At 62.0% G+C, this 24,690-nt stretch carries 20 protein-coding genes; 9 read left to right on the top strand and 11 right to left on the bottom strand.

Features of this window, described 5'->3' with window-relative positions:
- Nucleotides 1-33 precede the first annotated feature (33 nt).
- Nucleotides 34-2,328, top strand: coding sequence for an FdhF/YdeP family oxidoreductase (locus tag WCL58_RS03115; RefSeq protein ID WP_336850469.1), 2,295 nt, complete (start codon nucleotides 34-36; stop codon nucleotides 2,326-2,328).
- 63 nt (nucleotides 2,329-2,391) lie between these two features.
- Here the strand turns inward: WCL58_RS03115 and WCL58_RS03110 are convergent, their stop codons facing one another.
- The 3 genes from WCL58_RS03110 to WCL58_RS03100 form a co-directional block, all read right to left on the bottom strand.
- Nucleotides 2,392-3,162, bottom strand: a complete 771-nt coding sequence (locus tag WCL58_RS03110; protein ID WP_039566063.1) for a DeoR/GlpR family DNA-binding transcription regulator — start codon at nucleotides 3,160-3,162, stop codon at nucleotides 2,392-2,394.
- A 113-nt stretch (nucleotides 3,163-3,275) separates the two neighbouring features.
- Complete coding sequence (locus WCL58_RS03105; RefSeq protein WP_336850467.1) at nucleotides 3,276-4,499, bottom strand: FAD-dependent oxidoreductase; 1,224 nt, start codon at nucleotides 4,497-4,499, stop codon at nucleotides 3,276-3,278.
- Nucleotides 4,489-5,892, bottom strand: a complete 1,404-nt coding sequence (locus tag WCL58_RS03100; RefSeq protein ID WP_064291345.1) for an NAD(P)/FAD-dependent oxidoreductase — start codon at nucleotides 5,890-5,892, stop codon at nucleotides 4,489-4,491. Before WCL58_RS03100 ends, WCL58_RS03105 begins: the two co-directional genes overlap by 11 nt.
- Nucleotides 5,893-6,149: 257 nt before the next feature.
- Here WCL58_RS03100 and WCL58_RS03095 point away from each other — a divergent pair, with 257 nt between their 5' ends.
- From WCL58_RS03095 to WCL58_RS03085, 3 genes are all read left to right on the top strand, one after another.
- On the top strand, nucleotides 6,150-7,610 hold the full coding sequence (locus WCL58_RS03095; RefSeq protein WP_336850465.1) for an FGGY-family carbohydrate kinase: 1,461 nt from the start codon (nucleotides 6,150-6,152) through the stop codon (nucleotides 7,608-7,610).
- On the top strand, nucleotides 7,603-8,835 hold the full coding sequence (gene eutH / locus WCL58_RS03090) for an ethanolamine utilization protein EutH (RefSeq protein ID WP_033640245.1): 1,233 nt from the start codon (nucleotides 7,603-7,605) through the stop codon (nucleotides 8,833-8,835). The genes WCL58_RS03095 and eutH overlap by 8 nt, the downstream gene beginning before the upstream one ends.
- Before the next feature lie 99 nt (nucleotides 8,836-8,934).
- On the top strand, nucleotides 8,935-9,291 hold the full coding sequence (locus WCL58_RS03085; protein ID WP_047567396.1) for a DUF1937 family protein: 357 nt from the start codon (nucleotides 8,935-8,937) through the stop codon (nucleotides 9,289-9,291).
- A 38-nt stretch (nucleotides 9,292-9,329) separates the two neighbouring features.
- On the opposite strand, the gene WCL58_RS03080 is transcribed toward WCL58_RS03085, so the two are convergent.
- Together WCL58_RS03080 and WCL58_RS03075 are read right to left on the bottom strand one after the other, a co-directional pair.
- Nucleotides 9,330-11,255, bottom strand: a complete 1,926-nt coding sequence (locus WCL58_RS03080; RefSeq protein WP_336850463.1) for a DUF3857 domain-containing protein — start codon at nucleotides 11,253-11,255, stop codon at nucleotides 9,330-9,332.
- Nucleotides 11,256-11,378: 123 nt separating this feature from the next.
- Entirely contained in the window at nucleotides 11,379-11,948 is a 570-nt protein-coding gene (locus WCL58_RS03075; RefSeq protein WP_047730677.1) for a helix-turn-helix domain-containing protein, read from the bottom strand.
- A gap of 129 nt (nucleotides 11,949-12,077) precedes the next feature.
- Here WCL58_RS03075 and WCL58_RS03070 point away from each other — a divergent pair, with 129 nt between their 5' ends.
- Together WCL58_RS03070 and WCL58_RS03065 are read left to right on the top strand one after the other, a co-directional pair.
- Nucleotides 12,078-12,989, top strand: a complete 912-nt coding sequence (locus tag WCL58_RS03070) for a DMT family transporter (RefSeq protein ID WP_147839940.1) — start codon at nucleotides 12,078-12,080, stop codon at nucleotides 12,987-12,989.
- Between the two features lie 133 nt (nucleotides 12,990-13,122).
- A complete protein-coding gene (locus tag WCL58_RS03065) occupies nucleotides 13,123-13,695 on the top strand; it encodes a hypothetical protein (RefSeq protein WP_060418809.1) in 573 nt (190 codons plus the stop codon).
- A 209-nt stretch (nucleotides 13,696-13,904) separates the two neighbouring features.
- Here WCL58_RS03065 and WCL58_RS03060 read toward each other — a convergent pair whose 3' ends face one another.
- The 5 genes from WCL58_RS03060 to tetR all read right to left on the bottom strand — a co-directional run bounded on the left by WCL58_RS03060 (nucleotide 13,905) and on the right by tetR (nucleotide 19,452).
- On the bottom strand, nucleotides 13,905-14,510 hold the full coding sequence (locus WCL58_RS03060) for a nitroreductase family protein (RefSeq protein ID WP_038871554.1): 606 nt from the start codon (nucleotides 14,508-14,510) through the stop codon (nucleotides 13,905-13,907).
- 69 nt (nucleotides 14,511-14,579) lie between these two features.
- Entirely contained in the window at nucleotides 14,580-15,878 is a 1,299-nt protein-coding gene (locus WCL58_RS03055; RefSeq protein ID WP_060439906.1) for a c-type cytochrome, read from the bottom strand.
- Between the two features lie 28 nt (nucleotides 15,879-15,906).
- The gene (locus tag WCL58_RS03050; protein ID WP_336850459.1) at nucleotides 15,907-18,165 is read right to left on the bottom strand and encodes a xanthine dehydrogenase family protein molybdopterin-binding subunit; all 2,259 of its coding nucleotides are present in this window, start codon (nucleotides 18,163-18,165) and stop codon (nucleotides 15,907-15,909) included.
- Nucleotides 18,162-18,635 carry a (2Fe-2S)-binding protein gene (locus WCL58_RS03045; protein ID WP_060418803.1) on the bottom strand — a complete coding sequence of 158 codons (474 nt, stop codon included), beginning with the start codon at nucleotides 18,633-18,635 and terminating at the stop codon, nucleotides 18,162-18,164. Before WCL58_RS03045 ends, WCL58_RS03050 begins: the two co-directional genes overlap by 4 nt.
- A gap of 175 nt (nucleotides 18,636-18,810) precedes the next feature.
- The gene (gene tetR / locus WCL58_RS03040) at nucleotides 18,811-19,452 is read right to left on the bottom strand and encodes a tetracycline resistance transcriptional repressor TetR (protein ID WP_336850458.1); all 642 of its coding nucleotides are present in this window, start codon (nucleotides 19,450-19,452) and stop codon (nucleotides 18,811-18,813) included.
- Between the two features lie 76 nt (nucleotides 19,453-19,528).
- Here tetR and tet(41) point away from each other — a divergent pair, with 76 nt between their 5' ends.
- The 3 genes from tet(41) (at nucleotide 19,529) to WCL58_RS03025 (ending at nucleotide 23,241) form a co-directional block, all read left to right on the top strand.
- A complete protein-coding gene (tet(41), locus tag WCL58_RS03035; protein ID WP_336850457.1) occupies nucleotides 19,529-20,683 on the top strand; it encodes a tetracycline efflux MFS transporter Tet(41) in 1,155 nt (384 codons plus the stop codon).
- 256 nt (nucleotides 20,684-20,939) lie between these two features.
- The gene (locus tag WCL58_RS03030) at nucleotides 20,940-21,674 is read left to right on the top strand and encodes a MurR/RpiR family transcriptional regulator (RefSeq protein ID WP_047730675.1); all 735 of its coding nucleotides are present in this window, start codon (nucleotides 20,940-20,942) and stop codon (nucleotides 21,672-21,674) included.
- A 130-nt stretch (nucleotides 21,675-21,804) separates the two neighbouring features.
- A complete protein-coding gene (locus WCL58_RS03025) occupies nucleotides 21,805-23,241 on the top strand; it encodes a 6-phospho-beta-glucosidase (protein WP_087762786.1) in 1,437 nt (478 codons plus the stop codon).
- A 48-nt stretch (nucleotides 23,242-23,289) separates the two neighbouring features.
- Here the strand turns inward: WCL58_RS03025 and WCL58_RS03020 are convergent, their stop codons facing one another.
- Nucleotides 23,290-24,627, bottom strand: a complete 1,338-nt coding sequence (locus tag WCL58_RS03020; RefSeq protein ID WP_336850456.1) for a D-serine ammonia-lyase — start codon at nucleotides 24,625-24,627, stop codon at nucleotides 23,290-23,292.
- Between the last annotated feature and the right edge of the window lie 63 nt (nucleotides 24,628-24,690).

Here is a 24,690-nt window from a genome sequence, read left to right as displayed (position 1 = left end):
CATTTATCGTAAGCGGTGTCGGAGGCAAGCAACATGGCGAAAAGACGAGCAGTACCCGGGGTTCATCCCTACGATGGGCCCGCCGGCGGTTGGGGCGCGCTGAAAGCGACGGCCATCGCCGTGCGCACGCAAATGGACACCTTAGAAGCGCCGGTGACGCTGATGCGCACCAACCAGCCCGACGGGTTTGATTGCCCGGGATGCGCATGGCCGGATAAAGAACATCGATCCACCTTCCAGTTCTGTGAAAACGGCGCCAAAGCCGTGACCTGGGAAGCGACCAGCAAGCGCGTGACGCCCGAGTTTCTGGCGCAAAACACCGTAACGTCGCTGCTGCAGAAAACCGATTATCAGTTGGAAGACTATGGCCGCCTGACAACCCCTTTGTTCTATGACGCCGGGACGGATACTCTGCGCCCGCTGGCCTGGGACGAGGCGTTTCAACGCATCGCCGCCGTCTTGCAAACCCTGCCGCCGGAGCAGGTGGAGTTTTACACCTCCGGCCGGGCGTCCAATGAGGCGGCCTATCTGTTCCAGCTGTTTGCGCGGGAATTTGGCAGCAATAACTTCCCCGACTGTTCCAATATGTGCCATGAGCCGACCAGCGTAGGCCTGCCGCAGTCGATCGGCATCGGCAAAGGCACCGTGTCGCTGGATGACTTTGACAGCGCGGAACTGGTTATCTCCATCGGGCACAATCCGGGCACCAATCATCCGCGCATGATGGGCACGCTGCATGAACTGGCGCGCAAAAAGGTGCCGATCATCGTGTTCAACCCGCTGCGCGAGCGGGCGCTCGAACGTTTCACCGATCCGCAAAACGTCATCGAAATGGCGACCTACAGTTCGACCCCTATCGCTTCAACCTACTATCAGGTCAAAGCCGGCGGCGACGCCGCAGCGCTGAAAGGCATCGCCAAGGCGCTGCTGCAGCTGGATGAAACACAGGGTAATGCCGTGGATCATGCCTTTATTGCCGAGCACACGGAAGGATTTGCCGCTTTCGCCGCCGATCTGGCGGCTACGCGTTGGGAGGCTATCGAAGCGGAGAGCGGCCTGGCGCGCCGGGATCTGGAACAGGTCGCCGCCGCCTACGCAAAATCCAACGCCACCATCGTGACCTACGGCATGGGCATTACGCAGCACAATAAAGGCACCGCCAACGTGCGTCTGATCGCCGATCTGCTGTTGCTGCGTGGCAACATCGGCAAACCGGGCGCCGGCATCTGCCCGCTGCGCGGCCATTCCAACGTGCAGGGCAACCGTACCGTCGGCATCACCGAAAAACCCTCGGCCGATTTTCTGACGAAGCTGGAAACGGTGTTTGGCTTCACGCCGCCCAAAGCCCACGGCCATGATGCCGTGAAATGCATGCAGGCGATGATCGACGGCACCTCGAAGGCGTTGATCTGCCTGGGCGGCAACTTCGCCGTGGCGCTGCCGGACCCCGAGCAGAGTTTCCCGGCGATGAAAGCGCTGGAGTTAAGCGTGCATATCGGCACCAAACTCAACCGCAGCCATCTGTTGGTGGCGAAACAAACCCTCATTCTGCCCTGCCTGGGGCGCACCGAGCTGGATCTGCAGGCCGGCGGGCGGCAATCGGTGACGGTGGAGGATTCGATGTCGATGGTGCATGCCTCGTCCGGCAAACTCAAACCGGCGTCGGAACTGCTGCGTTCGGAACCCGCCATCGTGGCCGGCATGGCCAAAGCGGTGATGCCCGCCAGCAAGGTGCCCTGGGATGAGCTGATTGAAGATTACGATGTGATCCGCGATCTGATCGAAAAAACCATTCCGGGCTTCGACGATTACAACGCGCGCATCCGCCAGCCGGGCGGTTTCCGCATGCCGTTGCCGCCAACCGAGCGCCGGTGGCCGACGCCGACGGGCAAAGCGATGTTTTCCGTGTTCAGCGGGCTGCATGAAGACGAGACTATCGCAGACCAAGACACGCTGCGGCTGATTACGCTGCGCAGCCACGATCAGTACAACACCACCATCTATGCCCTGGATGATCGCTACCGCGGGGTTTTCGGCCGGCGCGACGTCTTGTTCATGAATGACAGCGATCTGCAACGTTTGGGGCTGGAGCATGGCGACGTGGTCGACCTGGAAACGGCGCTGCCCGGCTGCACTCAACGCCTGGAAGGCATCACGGTGATCGCCTACAACATTTCAGCCGGTTCGGTCGGCGCCTACTATCCGGAGGCCAACGTGCTGGTGCCGCTGCATTACATCGATGAGGAAAGCGGCACTCCTTCGTACAAATCGGTGCCGATCCGCGTAACGCTGAGATCCAAAGAGGTGCGCGAGGTCAACATCGCGTAGAGGAAAGCGGTTTGGAGGCCTTCTCCGGGTTGCTCGGCCCGGAGAAAGGCTTCTCATCACCCTTTATACCTGTGCGACCAACACATTGACGTTGGCCGGGAAAACCAGCCCTTCCAACGCGTTGCCGCTGTCGGAGGTCACCAGATAATCGATCTCTGGCCATTTGGCCACCAACGTCATCGCATGCCCACGCAGCTTGTTTTCGTCCGCCAATACGATGCATTTGCGGCTTTGCGCAATCATTTTGCGCGCGATGGCCGCCTCATTGACGTTTTGATCCATCACCCCGGTCTGCACATTGACCGCGCCGGCGCCGATGATGGCGTAATCGGCGAAAAACGCCTCGATGTTATTCAGCGCGATCGCCCCCAGGCACTCCATTTTGGAGCCGATGAACTGCCCGCCGATCAGCACTACGTCGATGGAGTCATTTTCCAGACAGACGTTGGCGATCAGCGGCGAATTGGTGATGACCGTCAGCTGATCGACGGTCGCCAACTGGCGGGCGAACTCCAGCGTGGTGGAGCCGAAATCCACGAACACCGTATCGCCCGGCTGGATCAGCGTCACCGCTTTCTCCGCGATGGCGCGCTTCTCGGCCTCGGCGATTTTGGCCCGTTCGTTGAATTCATGCTCGAATTTGAACTGGCTGCTGACCGCACCGCCGTGGATCTTCTTAATCAGCCGATAATCTTCCAGCTTGTTGAGATCGCGCCGAATGGTTTCCTGCGAAACCTGGAATTTATCCGCCAGCTCATTCACGTAAACCCGGCCGTTGGCCTGGATCAGCGCCAGTATTTCATTGCGCCTATCCACGGAATTAGAGATATCCATTCACATTACACTCGCTGCCTTAAGTAAGAGTGACCGCTTGCGCCGAGACTCGCGGCGTCAACTGACGGAATACTACGGGTTTCAGGGCGTTAGACGCAAGCCGTTGCCGCCGTTCACCCGGCGGATTCGATGCTGATGTGCAGCGCGTCACGCTCGCCGTCGGCCGGCAAAGCGATGTTGCGCAGCAGGATCCGCCGTTCCGGCAGGCAGCGATGCGTTTTGCGATACAGCACTTCCTCGCCCAGCCGCACCACCACCGAACCGGACACTGCCCGTTCCACCCGCATATTGATCGTGACTCGGGTGGGTTTGCCGATCAGCGCCACGTTGGCAGGGGCGGTCAGGCGGATCCGCTCGTCGTGTCGCACCGGGAGAATTTGCCGCGCCGGCGGCAGCGTGCGCTGCAGCGAACGGGCAACGGCTTCGCCAACGCGCAGCCCTTCCTGATAACACTGGTCGCCCATGTCCGCCGGGTGCAGCATGTTGCCGACGGCGAAATAGGCGGTGTCGGAACAGCGGCCGAACTGATCGGTCAGCGGGCAGCCGCTGTCCGGCCGCTGCGCCAGGTGGCTCTGGCGGATCAGCGTATACTCCCCGGTGAAGCGGCCGGTGAAGATCAGGCTGTCGCAGGCGATGCGCTGTTTCTCCCCGCGGCGGTTTTCCACCTCGATGGATTCGACCCGATCGCGGCCGGCAATATCGGTCACCCGCGAAGAGTAATGGATCGGCACCCCCATCAGGCGCGCATAGAGCGCGCTCAGACGCCAGGCGACGGGCCTGTCGCCGTTTTCAATCATGGCGACGGCGCGCACGCCGGCGTTGCGCAGCGTCCACAGCGCGGAGAAACTGACCAGCTCGGTGCCGACCACCACCGGCGCCTTGCCCGGCTGCAGCCCGCGCAGATAGACGAACTGCTGCAGCGCGCCGGCGGTCAGCACGCCCTGCGGCCGCAGGCCGCTCACCAGGCGCGGATGGCGCGGCGTTTCTCGCACGCCGGTCGCCAGGATCACCCGCTGCGCTTTCAAGGTGCTGACGCCGCGGCGATCCGTGATGCTCAGCTCGCCGCCCGGCTTGATGACGAACACCGTCACGCCGGTGCGGATTTCCACCTGCCCGGTGCGCGCCAGTATCTTATCGACATAGGTGGAGCCGAGCATCGGCCGGTAAAACGTTTGCAGCCCGAAGGTGGGGTGCCGACAGTGTCTCGGCACGCCGCCCGCTTCCCGCTCCCGTTCCAGGAGCACCACATCCTCGATCCCCGCCTGCCGCAGCGCGGTCGCCGCCGCGATCCCGGCCGGCCCGGCGCCGACAATCGCCACCTGATACTCAGTTTTCATCAATGCTCCCTACGGCCAGCGTCTGGCCAAAACGATCGCCTACCATTTCCGCCACCCGGCTGCTGCAATAAAAACCGTTGCAGCGCCCCATCATCACGCGCGTGCGGCGCCGCAGCCCGCCGATGCACTCCGGCGGCACGGCGGAATCGAACGCCGCCTCGATTTCCCGCTGGGTCACCAGCTCGCAATGGCAAACGATGCCGCCGTTGTCCGGGCGCGCGTAATCGCGCAGCCCGTAGTCGGCGAGCATCGGCATCTGCGGCCAATGCACGGTCTGCGGCGCCGTCGGCGTGAAGCACGGCGTAAAATGGTCGCGGTAAAGCTGCTCCACGTATTGCGCGATGCCGAGCGCCGCCGTCAGGCCGGTGGAGCGAATGCCCGCCACGCAGATCCACTGCCGCTCGGGATAGGGCTGAATGCGGTAGTGTTTCTGTTCGGTCGCCGGGCGCAATCCGGCATAGCTGGCGGTCACGCTGTAATTTGCCAGCGTGGGCAGCAGCCGGGTGCCCTGTTCGATCAGCTCGCGCATTTTGGTTTCGTCCACCGTCGCCGTCTCGCGATCCTGCTGTTCTTCGGCGGTCGGCCCCAGCAACAGATTGCCGAAGATGGTTTTCGACAGCAGCACCCCTTTGGTGATCGCCGTCGGCACCGGCAAGATGATGGCGTTGACCTGCCCGGCGGCGGCCTTGTCGAACACCAGGAACTGCCCTTTGCGCGGGCGGATTTCAAACTCGGGCTGATGGCAGAAACTTTCTACCCGGTCGCCCTGATTGCCGGCGCAGTTGATGACGATTTTGCCGTGAAACTCGCCCCGGTTGCTGGTTAGCCGCCAGCCGGTCGGCAAGCGTTCGGCGCCGGTCACCTCGGTATTGAAGCGATAGTCGCCGCCGTGTTTGACGCCCTGCGTCAGGTAAGCCAGCGGCGTGCTCCAGGGATCGATCACGCTCTCGCCCGGCACCTCTACCGCCGCCAATGCGCCGGGCGCCAGCTGCGGTTCACGGCGATACAGCTCGGCGGCGTCGATCTGCGCCACGTCCGGCACGCCGTTGTCATGTGCCTGCTGCACGATCGCGGGCAGCGCCGCCAACTGCTGCTCGTCCCAGGCCACGACCAGCGCGCCGGTGGGCAGCAGCGGCAGATTCATTCGTTCGCGAATGGCGATAAATTCCCGGTAGCCGGCCTGCATGCAGCGCAGCTCCAGGCTGCCGCTGGGCGCATCGAAGCCGGTATGCAGCAGCGCGCTGTTGGCTTTGCTGGCGCCGGACAGGATATCGCCCCCCTTTTCCAACAGCAGCGTACGGGCGCCCATCAGGCAGAATTTGCGGAATACCGCACACCCGACCACACCGCCGCCAATCACGACAATGTCCCAACCCGTTTGTTCTTCCATCATGCTGATGTCCCGTTTTGATGTGATAACCACAATAAAACCACACAATAACCGCATTTGAAATGACAAAAACAACATAACTCCCAAAAAAAAGCCGCAGAATGGGGTGATAAGCAAAAAGTATGAGGTCGATCACGCGGGGTTATTTTATCTTGTGATTTATGTTGCTTTAATGTGTGAAATTGAAGATAGATTATTAAAACAGTCACACAAACAACACCAGGCACAATAAAAAACAAAACCTATAAGAGAGCGAAGCAATGATGAATCAACGTTATGCCGCGATTGATCAGGGAACCACCGGCACCCGGGTCGTGGTGTTCGGCGAAGACGGCAGGCACCATTCGCCGGCCAGCATGCCGCACAAGCAGATCACCCCCAATCCGGGCTGGGTGGAACACGACGCCCTGGAGATTTTGGCGAATATCCGCCGCTGTCTCAGCCAGTGCGACATGGTGGACGCCATCGGTTTAGGGCATCAGGGCGAAAGCCTGCTGGCCTGGGACGCCGACAGCGGCCTGCCGCTGTACAACGCCATCGTTTGGCAAGATCAGCGCACCGAGCCGGAGATCCAGCGCCTGAAACGCGAAGGCGTCGAGCCGCTGGTGATGGCGAAAACCGGTCTGCCGCTCGATACCTACTTCTCCGCCAGCAAGATGGGCTGGCTGATGAACAACGCGCCGGGGGCCAGGCAGCTGGCGCAACGCGGCCGCCTGCGGCTCGGCACCATGGACGCCTTCTTCCTGTTCCACCTGTGCGGCCGGCATCTCACCGACTATAACTCCGCCTCGCGCACCTCGTTGTTCAACATTCATACCCTGCAGTGGGATGAAGAGCTGTGCCGTTTGTTCGGCGTGCCGATCGACAGCCTGCCCGAGGTCAGAGACAACATCGGCCACTTCGGCGACGTCGCGCTCAACGGCAAACCGGTGCCGCTGACGGCCTGCATCGTCGACCAGTTTGCCGGCACATACGGCCACGGCTGCCATCAACCGGGGCAGATGAAGATCACCTTCGGTACCGGCGCCTTTTTACAGGCGATCACCGGGCCGCGCCCGATCAACGCCGGCGAGTCCGGCCTGTTACCCACGCTGTGCTGGAAGCTGCCCGGCAGCGAGCCGGTATATGGCCTGGACGGCGGCGTTTATAACGCGGCCTCCGCCATTAACTGGGCGAGAAAGATAGGCCTGTTCAACGACTTCGATGAATTCGGCGATTTCCCGGCCCAGCCTGCCATCGCGCGCGGCCTGGCCTTTGTGCCCGCGCTTTCCGGGCTGGCCTGCCCGTATTGGGATCGCTCCGCCGCCGGGATGTGGGCCGGCCTGTCGCTGGAAACCGAACGCAAGGATCTGCTGCAGTCGATCCTCGAAGGCATCGCCATGCGTTCCGCCGAGGTGATCAACGCCATGGATAAGTTGAAACCGATCGGCGACAGCATTTCGGTGGACGGCGGCCTGTCCGCCAACCGCTATTTCACGCAGTTCCTCGCCAACCTGATCCAAAAGCGCATCGTTACGCCCGCCAACAAAGAGATCACCGCTCAGGGCGTGGCGCAGTTGGCGCGCAGAGGGCTGGGCGTGGAACAGCCGCTTAAGGTGCTCAACCGCTATGAAGTGACGGAGCCCGCCGAGGTCGATATGGCGGTCTGGTTCGCCCGCTATCAGGAAATCATCGCCCGCTCGCGCGGCTTACGTTCATCGCAGGAGGAACACCATGGCTGAGTTCGGTAATTTCATCATCTATATCATCATGGCCGGCACCCTGATCGGTGCACTGGCGTCGATCGTTAAACCGGAAGGTGAACTGGGGCGCGAGTTCGTCAACGGCATTCACGCCATCGGCCCGGTGTTTCTCGCCCAGGCGGGCATCATGGCGGCGATCCCGATCATCTCTTACCTGATCATGTACAGCATCGGCCCCTTCTTCTCGGCGCTGGGCTCCGACGCCTCGATCGCCGCGCTGGCGGTGATCGCCGTGGACATGGGCGGCTATCAGCTGGCCGACGCCATCGCCGCCAACCGCGACATGTGGATCGTCGCCATGCTGGTGGGTTACACCTCCGGCGCCAGCATCGTGTACCTGATCCCCGTCGGGCTTATCATGCTGAACCGCGACGACCATAAATATCTGGCGCTGGGCGCGATGGCGGGCCTGATCAGCATTCCGTTCGCCGTGCTGATCGCCCTGGTGACCATCACCTTCAACAACCTGCCGGTCAGGGAGATCATTTCCACCACCTCGCCCGCCGCGCACTATCTGCAGCTGGATTTCCTGCAGGCGCTGCGGCTGCTGTCGCCGCTGTTTGCCCTGTGTTTCCTGCTGGCGCTGGGCCTGAAGCTGCGGCCGGCGGCCATGGTGAAAGGGTTCCTGATCTTCGGCAAGGCGGCGGACGCCTTTATCAAACTGGTGTTGGCGCTGTGCATCATCGAGCATTTTACCGGCGTGTTTAAAAAGGTCTTCGGCGGCTGGGTATTCGATCCGTTATTCGCCGACAAAGACGAATTATTCCGCGCTATCGAGATTGCCGGTTACATCGGCATTATGTTGGCGGGCACATTCCCCATCTGTTATTTGTTCCAGCGCTATTGCCGTAAGCCGATGCATTTCATCGGCAGAAAACTCGGCCTGTCGGATACCGGCGCACTGGGCTTTATTATGGTGCTGGCCAATATCATCGCGGTTTATCACCTGTTCAAAGGTATGCGGGCACGCGATAAGGTGCTGTGCGTCGCCTTCGGTATTTGTGCGCAGGCGACGTTGGGCGATCACCTGGCGTTTACCGCTAACTTCCAACCTTCGCTGGTGCTGCCGATCATGATGGGTAAATTTCTCGGCGGCATGATTGCCGTGCTGATCGCCATCAAGATCTCGGTGCCGGAAGCCGAATTGCTGGAAAAAGAACAGACGCAAAGGCAGTCGACGGCCATCGCCGCCGCCGCTCGCTGAATTTATCCCTGCACCATAAAAAATAAACGGGGCGCCGCCTCACGGGGAAGCTGCGCCCTTTTTTCCCCCACGTTCTAGTTATTGAGAGAGAAAACGGTAATGAGAAAGATATTTTTGGCCTGCCCCTACAGCCACGCCGACGCCAACGTCGTGCAGCAGCGCTTTATGGCGTGCAACGACGTCGCCGCCGCTATCGTGCGCGCCGGCAGCGCCGTTTTTAGCCAGGTCAGCATGTCGCATCCGATCAATCTGTGTTTGCAAGAGCTCGACAAAACCGCCATCGGCAAGTTGTGGGCGCCGATCGACGCCCTGTTCATGGCGGCGATGGATGAGTTGATCGTGCTCGATTTGCCGGGTTGGCAAGAGAGCGGCGGCATCAAGCGCGAGATGGACTCTTTCGCCGCGCGCGGCTGCCGCGTCAGCCTGTGGTCCGAGGTCGCGGGCGAGTTCAACTGAGGCGTGCGCCCCGCCGCTTAGCGCGACGGGGCTGCAGCTTATTTTCCGTTGGCCAATTCGCCGTACACCACCTGGCCGCGGAAACCGCGCCGCACCTGCTGGAACAGCTCGCGGAACGCCGGATAATCCTGCGCCTGGCACAGCGCTTCCTTGCCGCGAATGGCGTTCACCTGCAGCCGATGATTGACGATCACCTGCTGCCCGTCGCGCCGCCATGCCACGCGATAGTCGCCCGCCGCATTGCGGAACTGCCTGTCTTGCGGAATGGCGATGATCGGCACGTTGGCCGGCAGCTGCAGACGGTAGGTTTCGTCGTAGCGCTGCGCGCTGCAGTAGAACGGCGTTTCGTTGTCCGGCGCCGGCGTGGTGGTATACAGCGTGCGGAACGATTTGCCGCCGGGCGGATTCGGCAGCGTCATGCCGCCCACTACGCTGAAATCGACGTAGTCGTCCGCCTTGAAGCGGAAGCGGTAACCGAACTGTTTTTTGAGATCCAGCGGATCGCTGTTCATCGCCACCTCGCCGCTGCCGTCGATGCCGGAGGCGGACATGATCGACGCTTCGGCCTGCGCCCGGTTCTGCCGGTTGATCTGCGAGAAGTAGCCCCGCAGGTCAATCTCTTCCACTTCGCTCAGCCGACGCTCGGTTTGCCCGTGCAGATTGCCCGCTTTGTCGAACACGAAATCGACGCTCAGCGCGCTCTTGACCGGCTGCTCGTCGCTGCCCGGCGTGCGCGCCAGTTTGGCGTCGCGCGTCAGCAGCACCGGTGCCCCCAGGTCGCCTTCCGGCAGTTGCCCGAACCGCGCCCACGGATTGGTGGAGTCCAGGTACAGTTTGAACTCCGGCACGTAGGTGATGGCGTGGTTAAAGCGGCTGAGCAGCGGCACCTTAGGCAGTATCGGGCCTTCGTCCATGCCGATCAGCACCGGCGAGCTTGCAATGCCCTTGGCGGCGAGCAGCGCCTCCAGGATCACCACGTGGTCCTTACAGTCGCCGTAGTGGTTGTCGAGAATGCTCTGCGCCGAATTCGGCTCCAGCCCGCCGTTGCCCAGGTACACCGCCACGTAGCGAATGTTTTGCGCCACCCAGCGATAGAGGGCCTCCGCCTGCTCGCGCCGATCGCTGATGCCGGCGGTGATGTTGTCCGCCAGCGCCTGAATGCCCGGCGTCACCTGCGCCGCCGCGCCGGCCTTCAGCTGGTAGGCCTTGGCCAGCTGCGGCCACTCGCGGTAGGTGCTGGCCATGATGGTCGGGCTGAAGGTCCAGCTGTCCGCCGCCCAGTTTTGTGATTTCATCGGCGTGCTGCGCGAATAATGCCAGCGCCAGTGCGCCTGCCCGTCGCGGATCTGCGGCTGGTCCCCGCCTTCCACGCCGCGCGTGAAGATATGCATCGGCAGCCTGGCCGGCGCCTGCAGGGTCACTTCGGCGTCGTCGAACTGATCGAAAACGCTGAACGTCTCCCACAGGCCGAAATAGTCGGGGAAGTATGGGGTGTTTTGCGTGCGGCGCAGCTCATACACCACGCGCGATCCCGGCGCCAGGTTGGAGAACACGATGACGCGCACTTTGCGGTCGGCATACAGCGGCGCCGTGGCGCTGGAGTAGCTTTCCTGGGTATAGATGCGATCGGGCGCCACGTCGTGGCGCTGGCCGTCGGCGGTCAGCGTGTAGGCGGCGACCACCTCCAGCGTTTCCATTTTTTCGCTGTAGCTCAGGCGGATCTGGCTGAATTTCTCGACCGCCGCCTTGGTCTTCAGCAGCATTTCGTAGCTTTCCGTTTTCACGTTGGTGGCGTTGGCGTTGACGCGGTAATCCGCGCGATAGCGTACGAAGCTGAAATCGTTGTTGGCCGTGTCGTTCTGGCCCTGATCCGCCGCGGCGGGCGGTGCAACGGCCAACACGGTGGCCGGGTGCGTTGCCGTCAAACCGGCGAATAACAGCAGGGAAGGAATAGCGATTTTCATCTTCGGTCCTTGAAGGGCAATAAACGGCGACGCCGGGCTACGCGCCCGTCCCGGCGTCAAAACAGGCGGGCACACTAATATAATTGAGAATCATTTTCAATAAACGGACCTTCAACACCGGGGCTACCCCTGTTCGATCAGCATCACGGCGGTGGTCTCCGGCTCCAGCGCCTCGAAAACGTGCTCGCGATCGGCGGAGTAGCTGATGTAATCGCCGGCGCTCAGCTCCAGCGGCTGGTCCGCCGGCCCGAGGCGCGCCCGCCCGCTGCTGATGATCACATGCTCGACGGTGCCGGGGGGATGCGGCCGGGAAAGTTTGGCTTCGCCGGGCTGCACCCGCAGCCGGTAAATGTCGCGCTGCGCCCCCGGCGGGCAGGTGGCCAGCAGCGTGGCGGCGTAGTTGCCCTGCTCCGACAGCGCCGGCGTACCTTCATGGGCGCGGATCACTTGCACCTGCCTGCTCGGCTGTGAAATCAGCCGGCTGACCGGCACGTCCAGCGCCATCGCCAGCGCCCACAGCGTTTCCAGGCTGGGATTGCCGCTGCCGGCTTCCAGCTGCGACAGCGTGGATTTGGCGATGCCCGCTCGCTTCGCCAGTTCGGTCACCGACAGGTTCAACCGCTCCCGCTCGCGGCGGATTGCCGCCGACAGCAGGCCGATAGGCGTGATGTTCTGCATCCGATCGTCACTCATTGTTCGCTATGCCATCCATTTGTTCGGCTTGACGAACACTCGTGTTCGTGTTCATCATAATGTTCGATTGTTCATTTTAATGATTAAGCCGCTTCACCACAAGTACGGCCAGGCAACGAAGGAAACAACATGAAAACGAAAACGCGCGGTGCAGTGCAAATGATCCTCGCCATGACCATCTCCGGCACCGTGGGGTGGCCGGTGCTCGTTTTGGGGCAGCCGCCTGCGACGGTGGTGTTTTGGCGCTGCGCGTTCGGCGCGCTGGCCATGCTGGCGACCTGCGCCGCACTCGGTCAGTTGAAACAAGGCGCGATCAACCGCCGCCAGCTGGCCTTCGCCATTCTGGGGGGGATCGCCCTGGTGCTCAATTGGACGCTGCTGTTTGCCGCCTATCAGCATGCTTCGATCGCTGTCGCCACCGTCACCTACCACGTTCAGCCGTTCATGTTGGTGGCGCTGGGGGCGCTGCTGTTCGGCGAAAAACTGACGGCCGATCGGCTGGGCTGGCTTCTGCTGGCGTTCGCGGGGGTGGTGTTGATCGTCGCCGGCCGGCAAAACGGCGGCAGCGGCGATGGCTACCTGCTTGGCGTGGCGCTGGCGCTGGGCGCAGCCCTGATGTACGCCATTGCGGCGGCGATCGTCAAACAGCTGGCCGCGCTGCCGCCGCAGCTGATCGTGTTGATTCAGCTGACCGTCGGCGCGTTGGCGCTGGCGCCGTTCGCCGGCCTGGCTACGCCGCCTGCGGCCCCCCTCGACTGGCTGCTGCTGGCGACCCTCGGCCTGGTGCATACCGGTTTGATGTCCACGTTGCTATATGGCGCCATTCAGAAGATCCCCACGGCCCTGGTCGGCGCCCTGTCGTTCATCTACCCGGCGGTGGCGATCGTGGTGGACTGGGCGGTGTTCGGCCACCGCCTCAGCCTGCTGCAGCTGCTGGGCACGCTGGCGATCCTGGGCGCCGCGGCGGGCATGATGTTTTATAAACGCCATTCAATCTCAACAGCAGCCGAGCCTGCCGTCGTGAGACAGAAAAATAAATGAGCATAAACGAATGCCGAAGGCATTTTATGTCTAACCTTATTATCGATGCCGCCACTCAGCCTATTTAATCCATTCTAATTATTAAGCATGAAAATAATTAGAATATTTACCTTGCGTGTGGAGAAATATCAATATGAGCAATACCGGTGAGACATTAATCAATGCCATCGTCAGCAATAATTCTCTGATGGCAATAAATAATTGCCCTGGCGTCCCCGCCCAAATGAGCCGGGCCGTTTATGGCAAAACGCAGGACGATAGCGGGGCCGGAACCACGATCGAAAATAACCGTGACATGCAAAAGAATATCAATATCGCGCTGGGGTTCTCTGGGGCGAACTCGGAAACCGCCGTTTGGCATTTCATGATTGGCCCGCCCGTCCACCATTTTGTGGTGATCCCCTGGTACCAGCATACGGCGCCGCACGGACGGGTTTACACCGTATTTATGGCCTACGAGAACCGGTATTCGGTTGGCGGCTATGTTCAGCATACGCCGCCGGCGCCTTCTGCGGTGAAAGGCTACCGTACCGTCTGGAGCGTGACCGACCTGGGGCAGATGTTTAGCGATTTGTTGACCAGCGCCACGGCGTGGCAAACCTATTTCGGTGCGGTGGGCGCAGCGCAGGCCAATAAAATAACCTATTGGAAATATAAGGTAACGTCTTTAGATTCCGCCGTGGCCAACGTCAATAAATACCGCTAATCCCATCCGGCGGGCAAGCTATGCACAATAAGGCATTCGTCTTGCGCCCGGCGCGGTGCTATTTATTTAAACCGTGTAGGGTAGAAGGAGTGTTCTATGTGGCATCACCGCCTGCAACGGCGCATCCGTTTCAGCTACTGGAACGAACTGTGCGTCGCAAAAAAATAAGGGAAGGCGCAAGCCTTCCCTTTTGTCATTCACCGTTCAGATCAGAAACGGTCGGTTTTTACCACGTCGTCGAACGGCAGTTTGCCGATGCGCGGATAAGGTTGCCCCGCCGCCTTACCGATGGCGACCATCAGCGCGATCTGATAGTGCGCCGGTTTGTTGATGATTTCGCCCACGGCGTCGAAATCAAACCCGTCCATCGGGCAAGAGTCGTAGCCCTGCGCCTTGGCCGCCAGCATCAGCGTCTGGGCGAAGATGCCGCTGCTGCGCATCACTTCGTCGCGCTGCACCTGTGGCTTACCGCGATAATACTGATCGACGGCCGGGATCATGAACTGCTGTACCGGCTCCGCCGCCTCGGCCCAAACGTTTTTTACCTGTGACTCCCAGCTCGACAGATCGCCGCACAGCACGACCAGCATCGATGCGTCGGTCACCTGCGCCTGCCCCCACGCCGCCTCGCGAATTTTCTCGCGCTGAGCGCGATCTTCGATCAGCAGCGGGCGCCAGTGCTGCAGGTTAAAAGCGCTGGGTGCGCCCTGCAGCGCGATAGTCAGCAACGCTTTTTTCTCTTCGAGCGTCATCACGTGCTGCGTATCGAACTGCTTGGTGGCGCGGCGCTGGCGGATTGCGTCTAACGTATTCATTTTACTGCCTCTGTCCATGTGAAAGGCCCTATTGTCGCCAACGCGGCGCGCCTGTCCAGCCCTCGGCGGCTATTTCTGCGCGGTTTCGGCGCGCAGGCGGCCGACCTGCGCCGCCAGATCGGGCCACGGCGCCTGACCGGCGTAGTGCTGCCGCAGGTAGTTGAGCAGGATGGCGATCTGCACGTCATCCAGGTTATGGCGGAAGCCCGGCATATAGCCCAGTTCGGCGTTCGCCGGCCGCTGTATGCCATCCAGCACCACGCGAATGGCGTTGTCCGGCGCCTCGGCAAACAGGTTGGTGTTCAGCGCCAGAGACGGCCGCACTCCTGCCATCTGCGCGCCTTTTTCCTGCGCATGGCAAGCCATGCAGGCGCCGGAAAACAGCCGCGCGCCTTGCGAGCTCAGGGGCTCCACCTGCCGTTCCGCCTGAGCATTCAACGCGGCCGCCGTCGCGCTCGCCGCCGTTTCAGGATGATAGCTGCGCAGATAGACGGCGATCGCCTGCAGATCGGCCTGCGGCAAGCGGGACAACCCTTCTTCGATCACCGGCGCCATCGGGCCGGCGGCCACGCCGTGGTTGGCCGAGTAGCCGGTACGCATAAAATCGACCAGATCCTGCTGCGTCCAATCGAGCGGCGCAGGCGAGCGGCCGGTCAACGCCGGCGCCGTCCAGCCTTCCGCCACGCCGCCGGCCAGGTGGTCGCTACCGGTTTTCTCGCCGAACAGCACGTTGCGCGGCGAGTGGCAGGCGCTACAGTGCCCCAGCCCTTCGGCCAGATAAGCGCCGCGGTTCCAGGCGGCGCTTTGGGCCGGGTCTTCCTGCATCGCGCCCGGCGTCAGGAACAGCAGGTTCCAGGCGAAGATGCCCTGGCGGATATTGAACGGAAAGTGCAGATCGGTGGCCGGCGGCCGGGAGTTGACCGGCGGCTGCGACATCAGGTAGGCGTACAGCGCCTGCAGATCGTCGTCGCGGGTGCGGGTAAAAGCGGTATAGGGAAACGCCGGGTAAAGGTAGCGGCCCTGGCGATCGACGCCGTGGCGCATGGCACGTTCAAACGCCGCGTAGCTCCAGCTGCCGATGCCGGTTTCCACGTCCGGCGTGATGTTGGTGGTGTAAATGGTGCCGAAGGGGATCTCCATCGCTAACCCGCCGGCATTGCGCTCACCGCCCGAACGGGTGTGGCACACCGCGCAATCGCCGAGATCGGCCAGCGTTTTGCCGCGCGCGATCTGCGCCTCGCTGAAACTGTGCGTCGCATCGGCGGCGAGCGGCGCGATTTCCGGTTGCCAGCTGGCGACAACGCCGGCCACCACAACGGCGATCGCCGTGAAGCCACCCCACCCGAAGATTTTTTTCATCTTACTCATCTTTGCTGTCCTTGTTCGTTACGGGGGGTTAATGGCCGGCCTGAGCGCGCAGCGCGGCGAGCACCCGCGCCGGCGTAAACGGCACCTCGCGCAGGCGCACGCCGAGCGCGTCAAACAGCGCGTTGCCGATCGCCGCGGCACTCGGCACCGAGGCGGATTCTCCGGCGCCCATCGGCGCTTCCTCCGGACGGTCGATCAGCTGGATATCGATCTGCGGCAGTTCGTCGAAGCGCAGGATCGGGTAGCCGCCCCAGTCCAATGACGTCACCCCCGTCTCGTTGAAGGTCACAAACTCTTTCAGCACCCGGCTGGCGGACTGGATAATGTTGCCGTGCACCTGATGGCGCACCCCGGCCGGGTTGATCATGCGGCCGCAGTCATGCGCCACGAAGATTTTATCGAGCGTGATCTGCCCGGAGCGGCGGTTGACGCTGAGATCGCACACCCAGGCCGCCCAGGCGGCGCCGAAGCCAGGGAACTTGCTGTGGAAATAGCGCGCGTAGGCGAAGCCCCGGCCGCTCACCACTTCGGCGCCGGCGGCGCACGCCCGGTGCGCCGGGCCGTCTTGCCAGTTCGCCTGCCGTTTCAGGGCTTCAATCAAGGCCACCGCACGCGGATCGTTCAGATAGCGCAAACGAAACGCGATCGGATCCTCACCGGCGCGCCAGGCCAGCTCGTCGATCCAGGACTCATGGGCGAACACGTTGGGCAGCGCCGAAACGCCGCGCATCCACGAAGCCCGCACGATCGGCGCGGCGTCCTGGCAGACCACCCGCATGTGCGGATACTCGTATTGCGGAATGGCGGTGCGATCGCCCATCTGCTGCACGTCGGCCCGGTTGGCCACTTTGCCGGTCAACACCAGCGGCAAGGTCACGGCATTGTTGGAGGGATAGCTGGTTTTCAATTCGTAGGCCGCCACCCGGTTTTGCGCATCGAGGCCGCCGCGCACCCGAATCAGCTGGCCGGTGCCCTTCGGCTCCCAACCGGATTCCTGTTCGCGCATCAGCTGCACGCGCACCGGTCGGCCGGTGGCCCGTGCCAGCAGCGCCGCGTCCGCCGAGACGTCGTCGGCGCAGTTGCGGCCATAGCAGCCGGAAGCCTCCATGCGGGTGATGTGCACCTGCCCAGGCGGCAGCTCGAGCAGCCTGGCGATATCTTTGCGCAGATCGTGTGGGTTTTGCGTGCCGGACCACACCTGCGCCCGCCCGTCTTTGACCTCCGCCACCGCGCAGGAAGGGCCGATCGAGGCGTGCTGATGGTAAGGCCAGACATAGTCGGCCTGCACTTCGGTATGCAGCAATGCCAACGCGGCGTCCGTGCCCGCGTCGTCGCGCAGCACGCGGTCGGTTTTCGGATTGGCCTCCAGCGCGGCGGGCAGCGCTTCCGGCGACAGATCCGGCAACCCGACCCAGGATTGCCAGGTGGTTTTCAGTTGGCGCATGGCGGCGATTGCCTGTTCCTCGCGCTCGGCCACGATGCCGATGAAATCGTTGATCACCACCAGTTTCACGATGCCCGGCAGGTGCGCGATCGAGCTTTTATCCACCGACAGCAGGCCACTGCCCAACGGCGCGCTGCTGTCGGCGCCTACGTATGGCGGGCGCACCACGCGGCCATGCAGCATGCCGGGCAAGCGCAGGTCGTGTACGTAGGTCAGCCCACCGCTGACCTTGGCCGGAATATCGACCCGGGGCACGGCGCGGCCCACATACTGGTTCTGCCGTTCACTGTTCAGCTGCACGTTTTTATCCAGCATCACGTGCAGATTTTGCCCACTCGCCAGCTGCGCATAGCTCAGCGATCGCCCTGGGTTCCCGGTCACAAATACCTGCCCCGCCGCCGCCGTCAGCTGTTCGGCCGGCAGTTCGAAGGCTTTGGCCGCCAGCGCCGTCAGCAGGTGCCGCACCTGCGCCGCCGCCTGTCGCAGCGGCACCGACGTCACCTGAAGGGTGGCGCTGGCGATGGTCGGCCCCTGATCCGGCGTGCGTTGCGTATCGCCAAGGATCATCGTGACTTGCTCGAACGGCACGCAAATTTCATCGGCGACGATCTGCGCCAGCGCGGTGCGAATGCCGGTGCCCAGATCGACGTGGCCATTGAACGCCGTCACCCGGCCGTCGGCGGTGAGGCTGATAAAGCTGTCCACCCGATCCAGCGGCAGCTCGGCGGGCGATGCAACCGCCTCGGCGGCGAAGGCGTTAAACGACGCGGGCAGCAGGCTGCTGACCATTACCACACCGCCGGCCTGCAGCAGCTGGCGGCGGGTCAGTTCGAGGCGGCTCATGCTTGCCTCCGCGCGGCCAGCAGATCGCGGGCGCGCTCGGCGGCATGCAGGATCTCGATATGCGTGCCGCAGCGGCACAGGTTGTAGGCCAGCTCTTTCTTGATGGTTTGTTCGTCCGCCTCCGGCTCGCGTTCGAACAGCGCGACCAGCGTCATGATCATGCCGTTGGTGCAGTAACCGCACTGCGCCGCCTGCTCATCGATAAACCCCTGCTGCACCGGATGCAGCGCCTCCGGTGTACTCAGGCCTTCGAGCGTGGTGACGGATTTTTTTCCTACGGCGGACAGCGGCATTGAGCAGGAGCGTGCGGCGACGCCGTCGATCAGCACCGTGCAGGCGCCGCACTCCCCCAGGCCGCAGCCGTATTTGGGGCCGTTCAATTGCAGATCGTTGCGTAAAACGTACAGCAGCGGGGTGTCGGGCGAGATATCGCCGAGTGGAACCACCCGGCCGTTAACGTTGATTTCCATGGTGAAACTATCCCTTAAGCAAACGGATTTAATCCGTAACATCACTGCGATGAATAATTGTGCAGCGTGCTAATAATTATCATCAAAAGACTTGATAATGTTAAGGGAATGTAGCCGCCATGGCTTTAACGAAAAGTGGGTATTTTCTATAAATTTCCTATAGATAAGCCTGGTTTTATGATTGCGCGCCGTGATTATTGGCGTTCGCCAACGCGGCCTCGGCGCCGTCGACCAACAGCCGGAGGCCGGCTTCGAACAGCGCGTCTGCCCCCTTGTCCTGCAGCTTTTCCCAGCCTCCACACAGCAGCGGGTAGCGCCGGCGATCGGCTTCGTTCAGCGCATCATCGGGCTGCAGTTGCTGCTCTTCCAGCACCCAACCCACCACAAAACGCCCGACGGCGAACAGCAGATTAACGGCGTGTTCCGGCGTAAAGCCCGCCCGGCACAGCAGCGCCACCTTGGCCTCGATGATGGCGAATTGCGGTTCCTGCGGCCGGGTGCCGGCGTGCAGGCGCGCCCCGTCGCGGTAAGCCAGCAACGCGCGGCGGAAATTGATCGCATTGGCGGTCACCCAGGCCTGCCAGGGCATGTCGGCGGGCACCTCTTCGCGGTGGTCCAACATGATGGTTTCCGCCATCGCCTTCAGCAGCTCGGCCTTGTTTTTGAAGTGCCAATAGAGCGTGGGGGATTGCACGCCCAGATGCTGCGCCAGGCGGCGGGTGCTCAGGGCATCGATGCCGATGTCATCCAGTAACGCCAGCGCCCCGCGCAGGACCGTTTCACGCGTTAAACGCGCCGCAGTATTTTTTTCGCTCATCTCTCTATCACTGATAGGGTAACTGTGGAATACTCCATACTCTATCACTGTTAGAGTCACAATTTTGAAAAAAACCATGCTGGTTATTTTGTTGACGGTGTTGCTGGATGCGGTGGGCATCGGTCTGATCATGCCTATTCTACCGGCGCTGTTGCGCTCGCTGGGCGGTCTCGATGCCGGCAGCGTGCATTACGGCGCCCTGCTGGCGGCCTATGCGTTGATGCAATTCCTGTTTTCGCCGATCCTCGGCGCGCTGAGCGATCGTTTCGGGCGGCGGCCGGTGCTGTTGATTTCGCTTGCCGGCGCGGCGGCCGACTACCTGCTGATGGCGTTCGCGCCGACGCTGGCCTGGCTCTATCTGGGGCGGTTGCTGGCGGGCATCACCGGCGCCAACATGGCGGTCGCCACCGCTTACGTCACCGATATTACCCCCGCCGGCCAGCGCGCTCGGCGTTTCGGCCTGGTGGGCGCGGTGTTCGGCGTCGGCTTTATCGTCGGCCCGCTGCTCGGCGGATCGCTGGGCGAATGGCATCTGCATGCGCCCTTCCTGGCGGCGGCGATGATGAATGCCCTCAACCTGGTGATGGCGTTTTTCCTGCTGCCCGAATCGCGTAAATCCCGCCCCCGCGCCGCCGAGAAAATGCGCCTTAATCCCTTCTCGTCATTGCGCCGGCTGCACGGCAAGCCTGGCCTGCTGCCGCTGGCCGGCATTTATCTGGTTATGGCGCTGGTTTCGCAGGCGCCGGCCACGCTGTGGATTTTATACGGTCAGGATCGTTTCGGCTGGAGCATGATGGTGGCGGGCCTGTCGCTGGCCGGCTACGGCGCCTGCCACGCGCTGTCGCAGGCCTTTGCCATCGGCCCGCTGGTCGCGCGGCTCGGCGAGCGCAAGGCGCTGCTGATCGGCCTGGCCGCCGACGCCGTGGGCCTGGCGCTGTTGTCTGTCGCCACGCGCGGCTGGGCGCCGTTCTTCGCCGCGGGCGGCATGGCGTTGCCCGCACTGCAGGCGCTGATGGCGCACAAGGTGGACGACGATCATCAGGGCGAGCTGCAAGGAACGCTCGCCAGCATGGGCAGCCTGATCGGCGTCGCGGGGCCGCTGGTGGCGACGGCGCTGTATGCCGCCACGCGCGATGTCTGGCCTGGGCTGGTGTGGGCGTTGGCCGCCGCCCTGTACCTGGTGGTGCCGCCGCTGCTGGCACGCTCACGCGCCAGGGATGCGGCGCCATAACTTTGCCGTTCTTTAACTTTAGAAAGCAGAAACCGGCATTTTGCCGCCGGGATCCGCTGACCTATGCTAAACCGGTGTGATGAAACCCGTTTTCATGGCATGTCTTCCGGAACGTTTTGCTTTATTTGTTCGTCGTGAACCCTGGGCCGCGCCTGACTGGTGCGGCTTTTCTTTTTGCCCGGCAGTGCCAGCGGCGGTGAATTTTGCTATGTTAACCCGCAGATAAGCTTCCCGTTTTCAGCCGCCGGACCGACTCATGTTTACCCATAAAGCAATCGCCGAGCTCAACGCCCTGGAGCTGATGGTTTATACCTACGTCAGCAAACACAAGAATCAAGTGATGTACATGACCATCCGCGAGCTGGCCGAGGCCGCCGGCGTGTCCACCACCACCGTGCTGCGGTTTTGCAAGAAAATGGGCTGTGACGGCTATTCGGAATTTCGCATCCGTTTCAAGCTGTACCTGGAACAAACCGATGCGCCGCCGGCCGATTCCGGCATCGGCGAAATCCTCAGCTTTTTTAAAAGCGTCAGCAACGAAGAGTTTAATCAGCTGATCGATCAGGCGGTGCACCATATCGCCGCCGCCGAGCGGATTATTTTCGTCGGTATCAGCACCTCAGGCGCGTTGGGGAAATATGGCGCGCGTTTCTTTTCCAACGTCGGGAAATTCAGCACCCACATCGACGATCCTTATTATCCCGTCAACAGCGACATGTATAAAAACGCGGTGGCGATCATGCTGTCGGTCACCGGCGAAACCGAAGAGATCCTGCGGCTGGCCAGCCAGTTCAGCCTGCATCACTGCAAGATCATCAGCATCACCAACAACGAAACCTCTTCGCTGGCGAGGCTGGCGGACTTCAACCTCTCCTACCACGTTCCGCAGCATTTGATCGGCGGGCATCACAATATCACCACGCAGATCCCCGTACTTTACATTATTGAAACCATCGGTAAACGGCTCGGGCATATTAATTCGGCAAAATAAAACAGGCTGTTTTTTTATTGTGACAAATCACTTTCCACGGTGATTTGTTATATCGTGACATTTCTTTCGGTCTTGCTACTCTATTCTCAACGCAGCGTTATTACCCTTCATTAAATAAACCGATGAGACATTGACGATGAAACAGTTGCCGAAGGATTTTCTGTGGGGGGGCGCGGTTGCCGCGCACCAGGTTGAAGGCGGTTGGGATCGGGGCGGCAAAGGGCCCAGCATTGCAGACGTGCTGTCCGGCGGCTCGCACGGCGTGGATCGCGTGATGACCGACGGCGTGCTCGAGGGCTATCGCTACCCTAACCACGAAGCGGTGGATTTCTACGGCCGCTATAAGCAGGACGTGGCGCTGTTCGCCGAGATGGGCTTCAAATGCTTCCGCACCTCGATCGCCTGGACGCGCATCTTCCCGAACGGCGATGAGGCGACGCCGAACGAGGCCGGCCTGCAGTTTTACGACGACCTGTTCGACGAACTGCTGAAATACGGCATCCAGCCGGTGATCACCCTGTCCCACTTCGAAATGCCTTACCATCTGGTGAAGGCCTACGGCGGCTGGAAAAATCGCCGGGTGGTGGAGTTCTTCGTGCGCTTCAGCGAGGTGGTGATGCGCCGCTACCGCGAAAAAGTGAAGTACTGGATGACCTTCAACGAGATCAATAACCAGAGCAACTACCGCTATCCGCTGTTCGGCTACTGCTGCTCCGGCGTGGATTACACCCAGGAAGACAACCCGGAACAGGCGCTGTACCAGGTGTTGCACCACCAGTTCGTCGCCAGCGCGCAGGTGGTCAAACTCGGCCATCAGATCAACCCGGAATTCAAGATCGGCTGCATGCTGGCCTGCGTGCCGTTCTACCCGTATTCCTGCAAGCCGGACGACGTGATGTACGCCGTCGAGGCGATGCACCAACGCTATCTGTATACCGACGTGCAGATGCGCGGCTACTACCCAAGCTACCTGCTGCGCGACTGGGAACGCAAAGGGCTGAAAATCGAGATGCAGCCGCAGGACGCGCAGATCCTGCGCGAGGGCTGCACCGACTACATCGGCTTCAGCTATTACATGAGCAACGCCCTGCAGGCTAACGCGGTGGACGGCAGCGACGGCATGTTCGGCTTCCCGGGCAACGTGCCCAACCCGCACGTCAAAGCCTCCGACTGGGGCTGGCAGATCGATCCGGTCGGGCTGCGCTATTCGCTGAACGTGCTGTATGAACGCTACCAGAAGCCGCTGTTTATCGTGGAGAACGGCTTCGGTGCCTTCGACAAAGTGGAAGCGGACGGCCGGATCAACGATGACTATCGCATCGACTATCTGCGTGCCCATATCGAAGAGATGAAGAAAGCGGTGATTGAAGACGGCGTAGACCTGATCGGCTATACGCCGTGGGGCTGCATCGACTGCGTGTCGTTCACCACCGGCGAGTACAGCAAACGCTACGGCTTCATCTACGTCGACAAGCATGACGACGGCACCGGCACGCTCGAGCGTTCGCGCAAGAAGAGCTTCGACTGGTACCGCCGGGTGATCGCCAGCAACGGCGAACAGCTGTAACCGCACGGCAGGCAATCAGGGGCGATTTTCGCCCCTTTTTACTGCGCCTTATTCCGCCGCCTGCCCGGCGGCGAGATACTTCGCCATTTCCGCCGGCGGCACCATGCCGCCACCGGTCGCCCATACCAGGTGCGTCGCCTGCGCCAGACTCTCGGCGCTGATGCCTTGCTCGCTGAGCGCCTTCGCATGGGCTGCAACGCGCCACGGCCCGGCCATGCCGGCCAGCGCGGACGGCTCCAGCTGAAGATGCTCGTGCTTGTCCAACAGCCCGAGCAGCGCAAACATCTCTTCGTCGCTCAGGGTGTAAAACGCGCTCAGCAGGCGCTCCATCGCCCGGCCGACAAAACCGGAGGCGCGCCCCACCGCCAGCCCGTCCGCCGCGGTGCGGTTGTCGATGCCGAGATCTTGCACCGCAATGCCGTCATGCAGCCCGCTGTAGACGCCGAGCAGCATGCAGGGCGAATGGGTCGGTTCGGCGAAAATACAGTGAACGTGATCGCCGAACGCCAGCTTGAGGCCAAACGCCACGCCGCCCGGCCCGCCGCCGACGCCGCACGGCAGATACACGAACAGCGGGTGCTGCGCGTCCACCACGATGCCCTGTTCGGCGAACTGCCGCTTCAGGCGGCCGCCGGCCACCGCGTAGCCGAGGAACAGAGTTTGCGAGTTTTCATCGTCGATAAAGAAACAACGCGGATCGTTCGCCGCCTGCTTGCGCCCCTGCTCGACCGCCACGCCGTAATCTTCGGCGTACTCCACCACCGTGACGCCGTTATCGCGCAGCTTTTGCTTCTTCCACGCCCGCGCATCCGCCGACATGTGCACGCTGACGTCAAACCCCAGCCGGGCGCTGATGATGCCGATGGATAATCCCAGATTGCCGGTCGATCCGACGGCGATGCGGTACTGGCTGAAGAACTGACGAAACTCGTCGGAAAACAGCCGGGCGTAGTCGTCGCCGGTCTGCAGCAGCCCCGCCTCCAGCGCCAGCGTCTCCGCGTGCGTCAGCACCTCGTAGATGCCGCCGCGCGCCTTGATTGAGCCGGAGATCGGCAGATGGCTGTCCTTTTTCAGCAGCAGCTTCCCGCCAAGCCGCAGCCCATAGCGCCGATTCAACGCCTGCTGCATGGCGGGGATCGCCACCAGCTCGGATTCGATGATCCCCCCAGTGGGCTGGGTTTCGGGAAAGGCCGCGGCGAGATAAGGCGCGAAGCGCGCCAGGCGCTGCTCCGCTGCGGCGACGTCGGCGGCGGTCAGGCCGACATGGGGCAAGCCTGCGGCCAGCGTTGTCGCACGCGGATTGAACCAGGTGATAGGCTCGAGGGCGACCAGTCGTTGCAACAGCGGATGCTGCGCAACCCACGGTTGAATCTGTGATTTTTGCATAAATGTCCCTGACTGATTTGGCGTTGCCGTCACCATGCCGCGAACGCCGGCGGCTGACAAATG

This window comes from Serratia sp. TMDUHS_CL (assembly GCF_037137105.1).
Taxonomy (GTDB): Bacteria; Pseudomonadota; Gammaproteobacteria; order Enterobacterales; family Enterobacteriaceae; genus Serratia; species Serratia nevei.
Note: the sequence above shows the minus strand (reverse complement) of the source record. Positions and strands in the feature narration are given on the sequence as shown.

Bases quoted from the DNA above. Each gene is read 5' to 3' on its own strand.
- WCL58_RS03115 (WP_336850469.1), top strand. From the start codon at position 34: ATGGCGAAAAGACGAGCAGTACCCGGGGTTCATCCCTACGATGGGCCC.
- tetR (WP_336850458.1), bottom strand. From the start codon at position 19,452: ATGAGCGAAAAAAATACTGCGGCGCGTTTAACGCGTGAAACGGTCCTG.
- WCL58_RS03100 (WP_064291345.1), bottom strand. From the start codon at position 5,892: ATGATGGAAGAACAAACGGGTTGGGACATTGTCGTGATTGGCGGCGGT.
- WCL58_RS03075 (WP_047730677.1), bottom strand. From the start codon at position 11,948: ATGAGTGACGATCGGATGCAGAACATCACGCCTATCGGCCTGCTGTCG.
- WCL58_RS03095 (WP_336850465.1), top strand. From the start codon at position 6,150: ATGATGAATCAACGTTATGCCGCGATTGATCAGGGAACCACCGGCACC.
- WCL58_RS03050 (WP_336850459.1), bottom strand. From the start codon at position 18,165: ATGAGCCGCCTCGAACTGACCCGCCGCCAGCTGCTGCAGGCCGGCGGT.
- WCL58_RS03055 (WP_060439906.1), bottom strand. From the start codon at position 15,878: ATGAGTAAGATGAAAAAAATCTTCGGGTGGGGTGGCTTCACGGCGATC.
- eutH (WP_033640245.1), top strand. From the start codon at position 7,603: ATGGCTGAGTTCGGTAATTTCATCATCTATATCATCATGGCCGGCACC.
- WCL58_RS03045 (WP_060418803.1), bottom strand. From the start codon at position 18,635: ATGGAAATCAACGTTAACGGCCGGGTGGTTCCACTCGGCGATATCTCG.
- WCL58_RS03030 (WP_047730675.1), top strand. From the start codon at position 20,940: ATGTTTACCCATAAAGCAATCGCCGAGCTCAACGCCCTGGAGCTGATG.
- WCL58_RS03020 (WP_336850456.1), bottom strand. From the start codon at position 24,627: ATGCAAAAATCACAGATTCAACCGTGGGTTGCGCAGCATCCGCTGTTG.
- WCL58_RS03105 (WP_336850467.1), bottom strand. From the start codon at position 4,499: ATGAAAACTGAGTATCAGGTGGCGATTGTCGGCGCCGGGCCGGCCGGG.
- WCL58_RS03060 (WP_038871554.1), bottom strand. From the start codon at position 14,510: ATGAATACGTTAGACGCAATCCGCCAGCGCCGCGCCACCAAGCAGTTC.
- WCL58_RS03085 (WP_047567396.1), top strand. From the start codon at position 8,935: ATGAGAAAGATATTTTTGGCCTGCCCCTACAGCCACGCCGACGCCAAC.
- WCL58_RS03110 (WP_039566063.1), bottom strand. From the start codon at position 3,162: ATGGATATCTCTAATTCCGTGGATAGGCGCAATGAAATACTGGCGCTG.
- WCL58_RS03080 (WP_336850463.1), bottom strand. From the start codon at position 11,255: ATGAAAATCGCTATTCCTTCCCTGCTGTTATTCGCCGGTTTGACGGCA.
- WCL58_RS03065 (WP_060418809.1), top strand. From the start codon at position 13,123: ATGAGCAATACCGGTGAGACATTAATCAATGCCATCGTCAGCAATAAT.
- WCL58_RS03070 (WP_147839940.1), top strand. From the start codon at position 12,078: ATGAAAACGAAAACGCGCGGTGCAGTGCAAATGATCCTCGCCATGACC.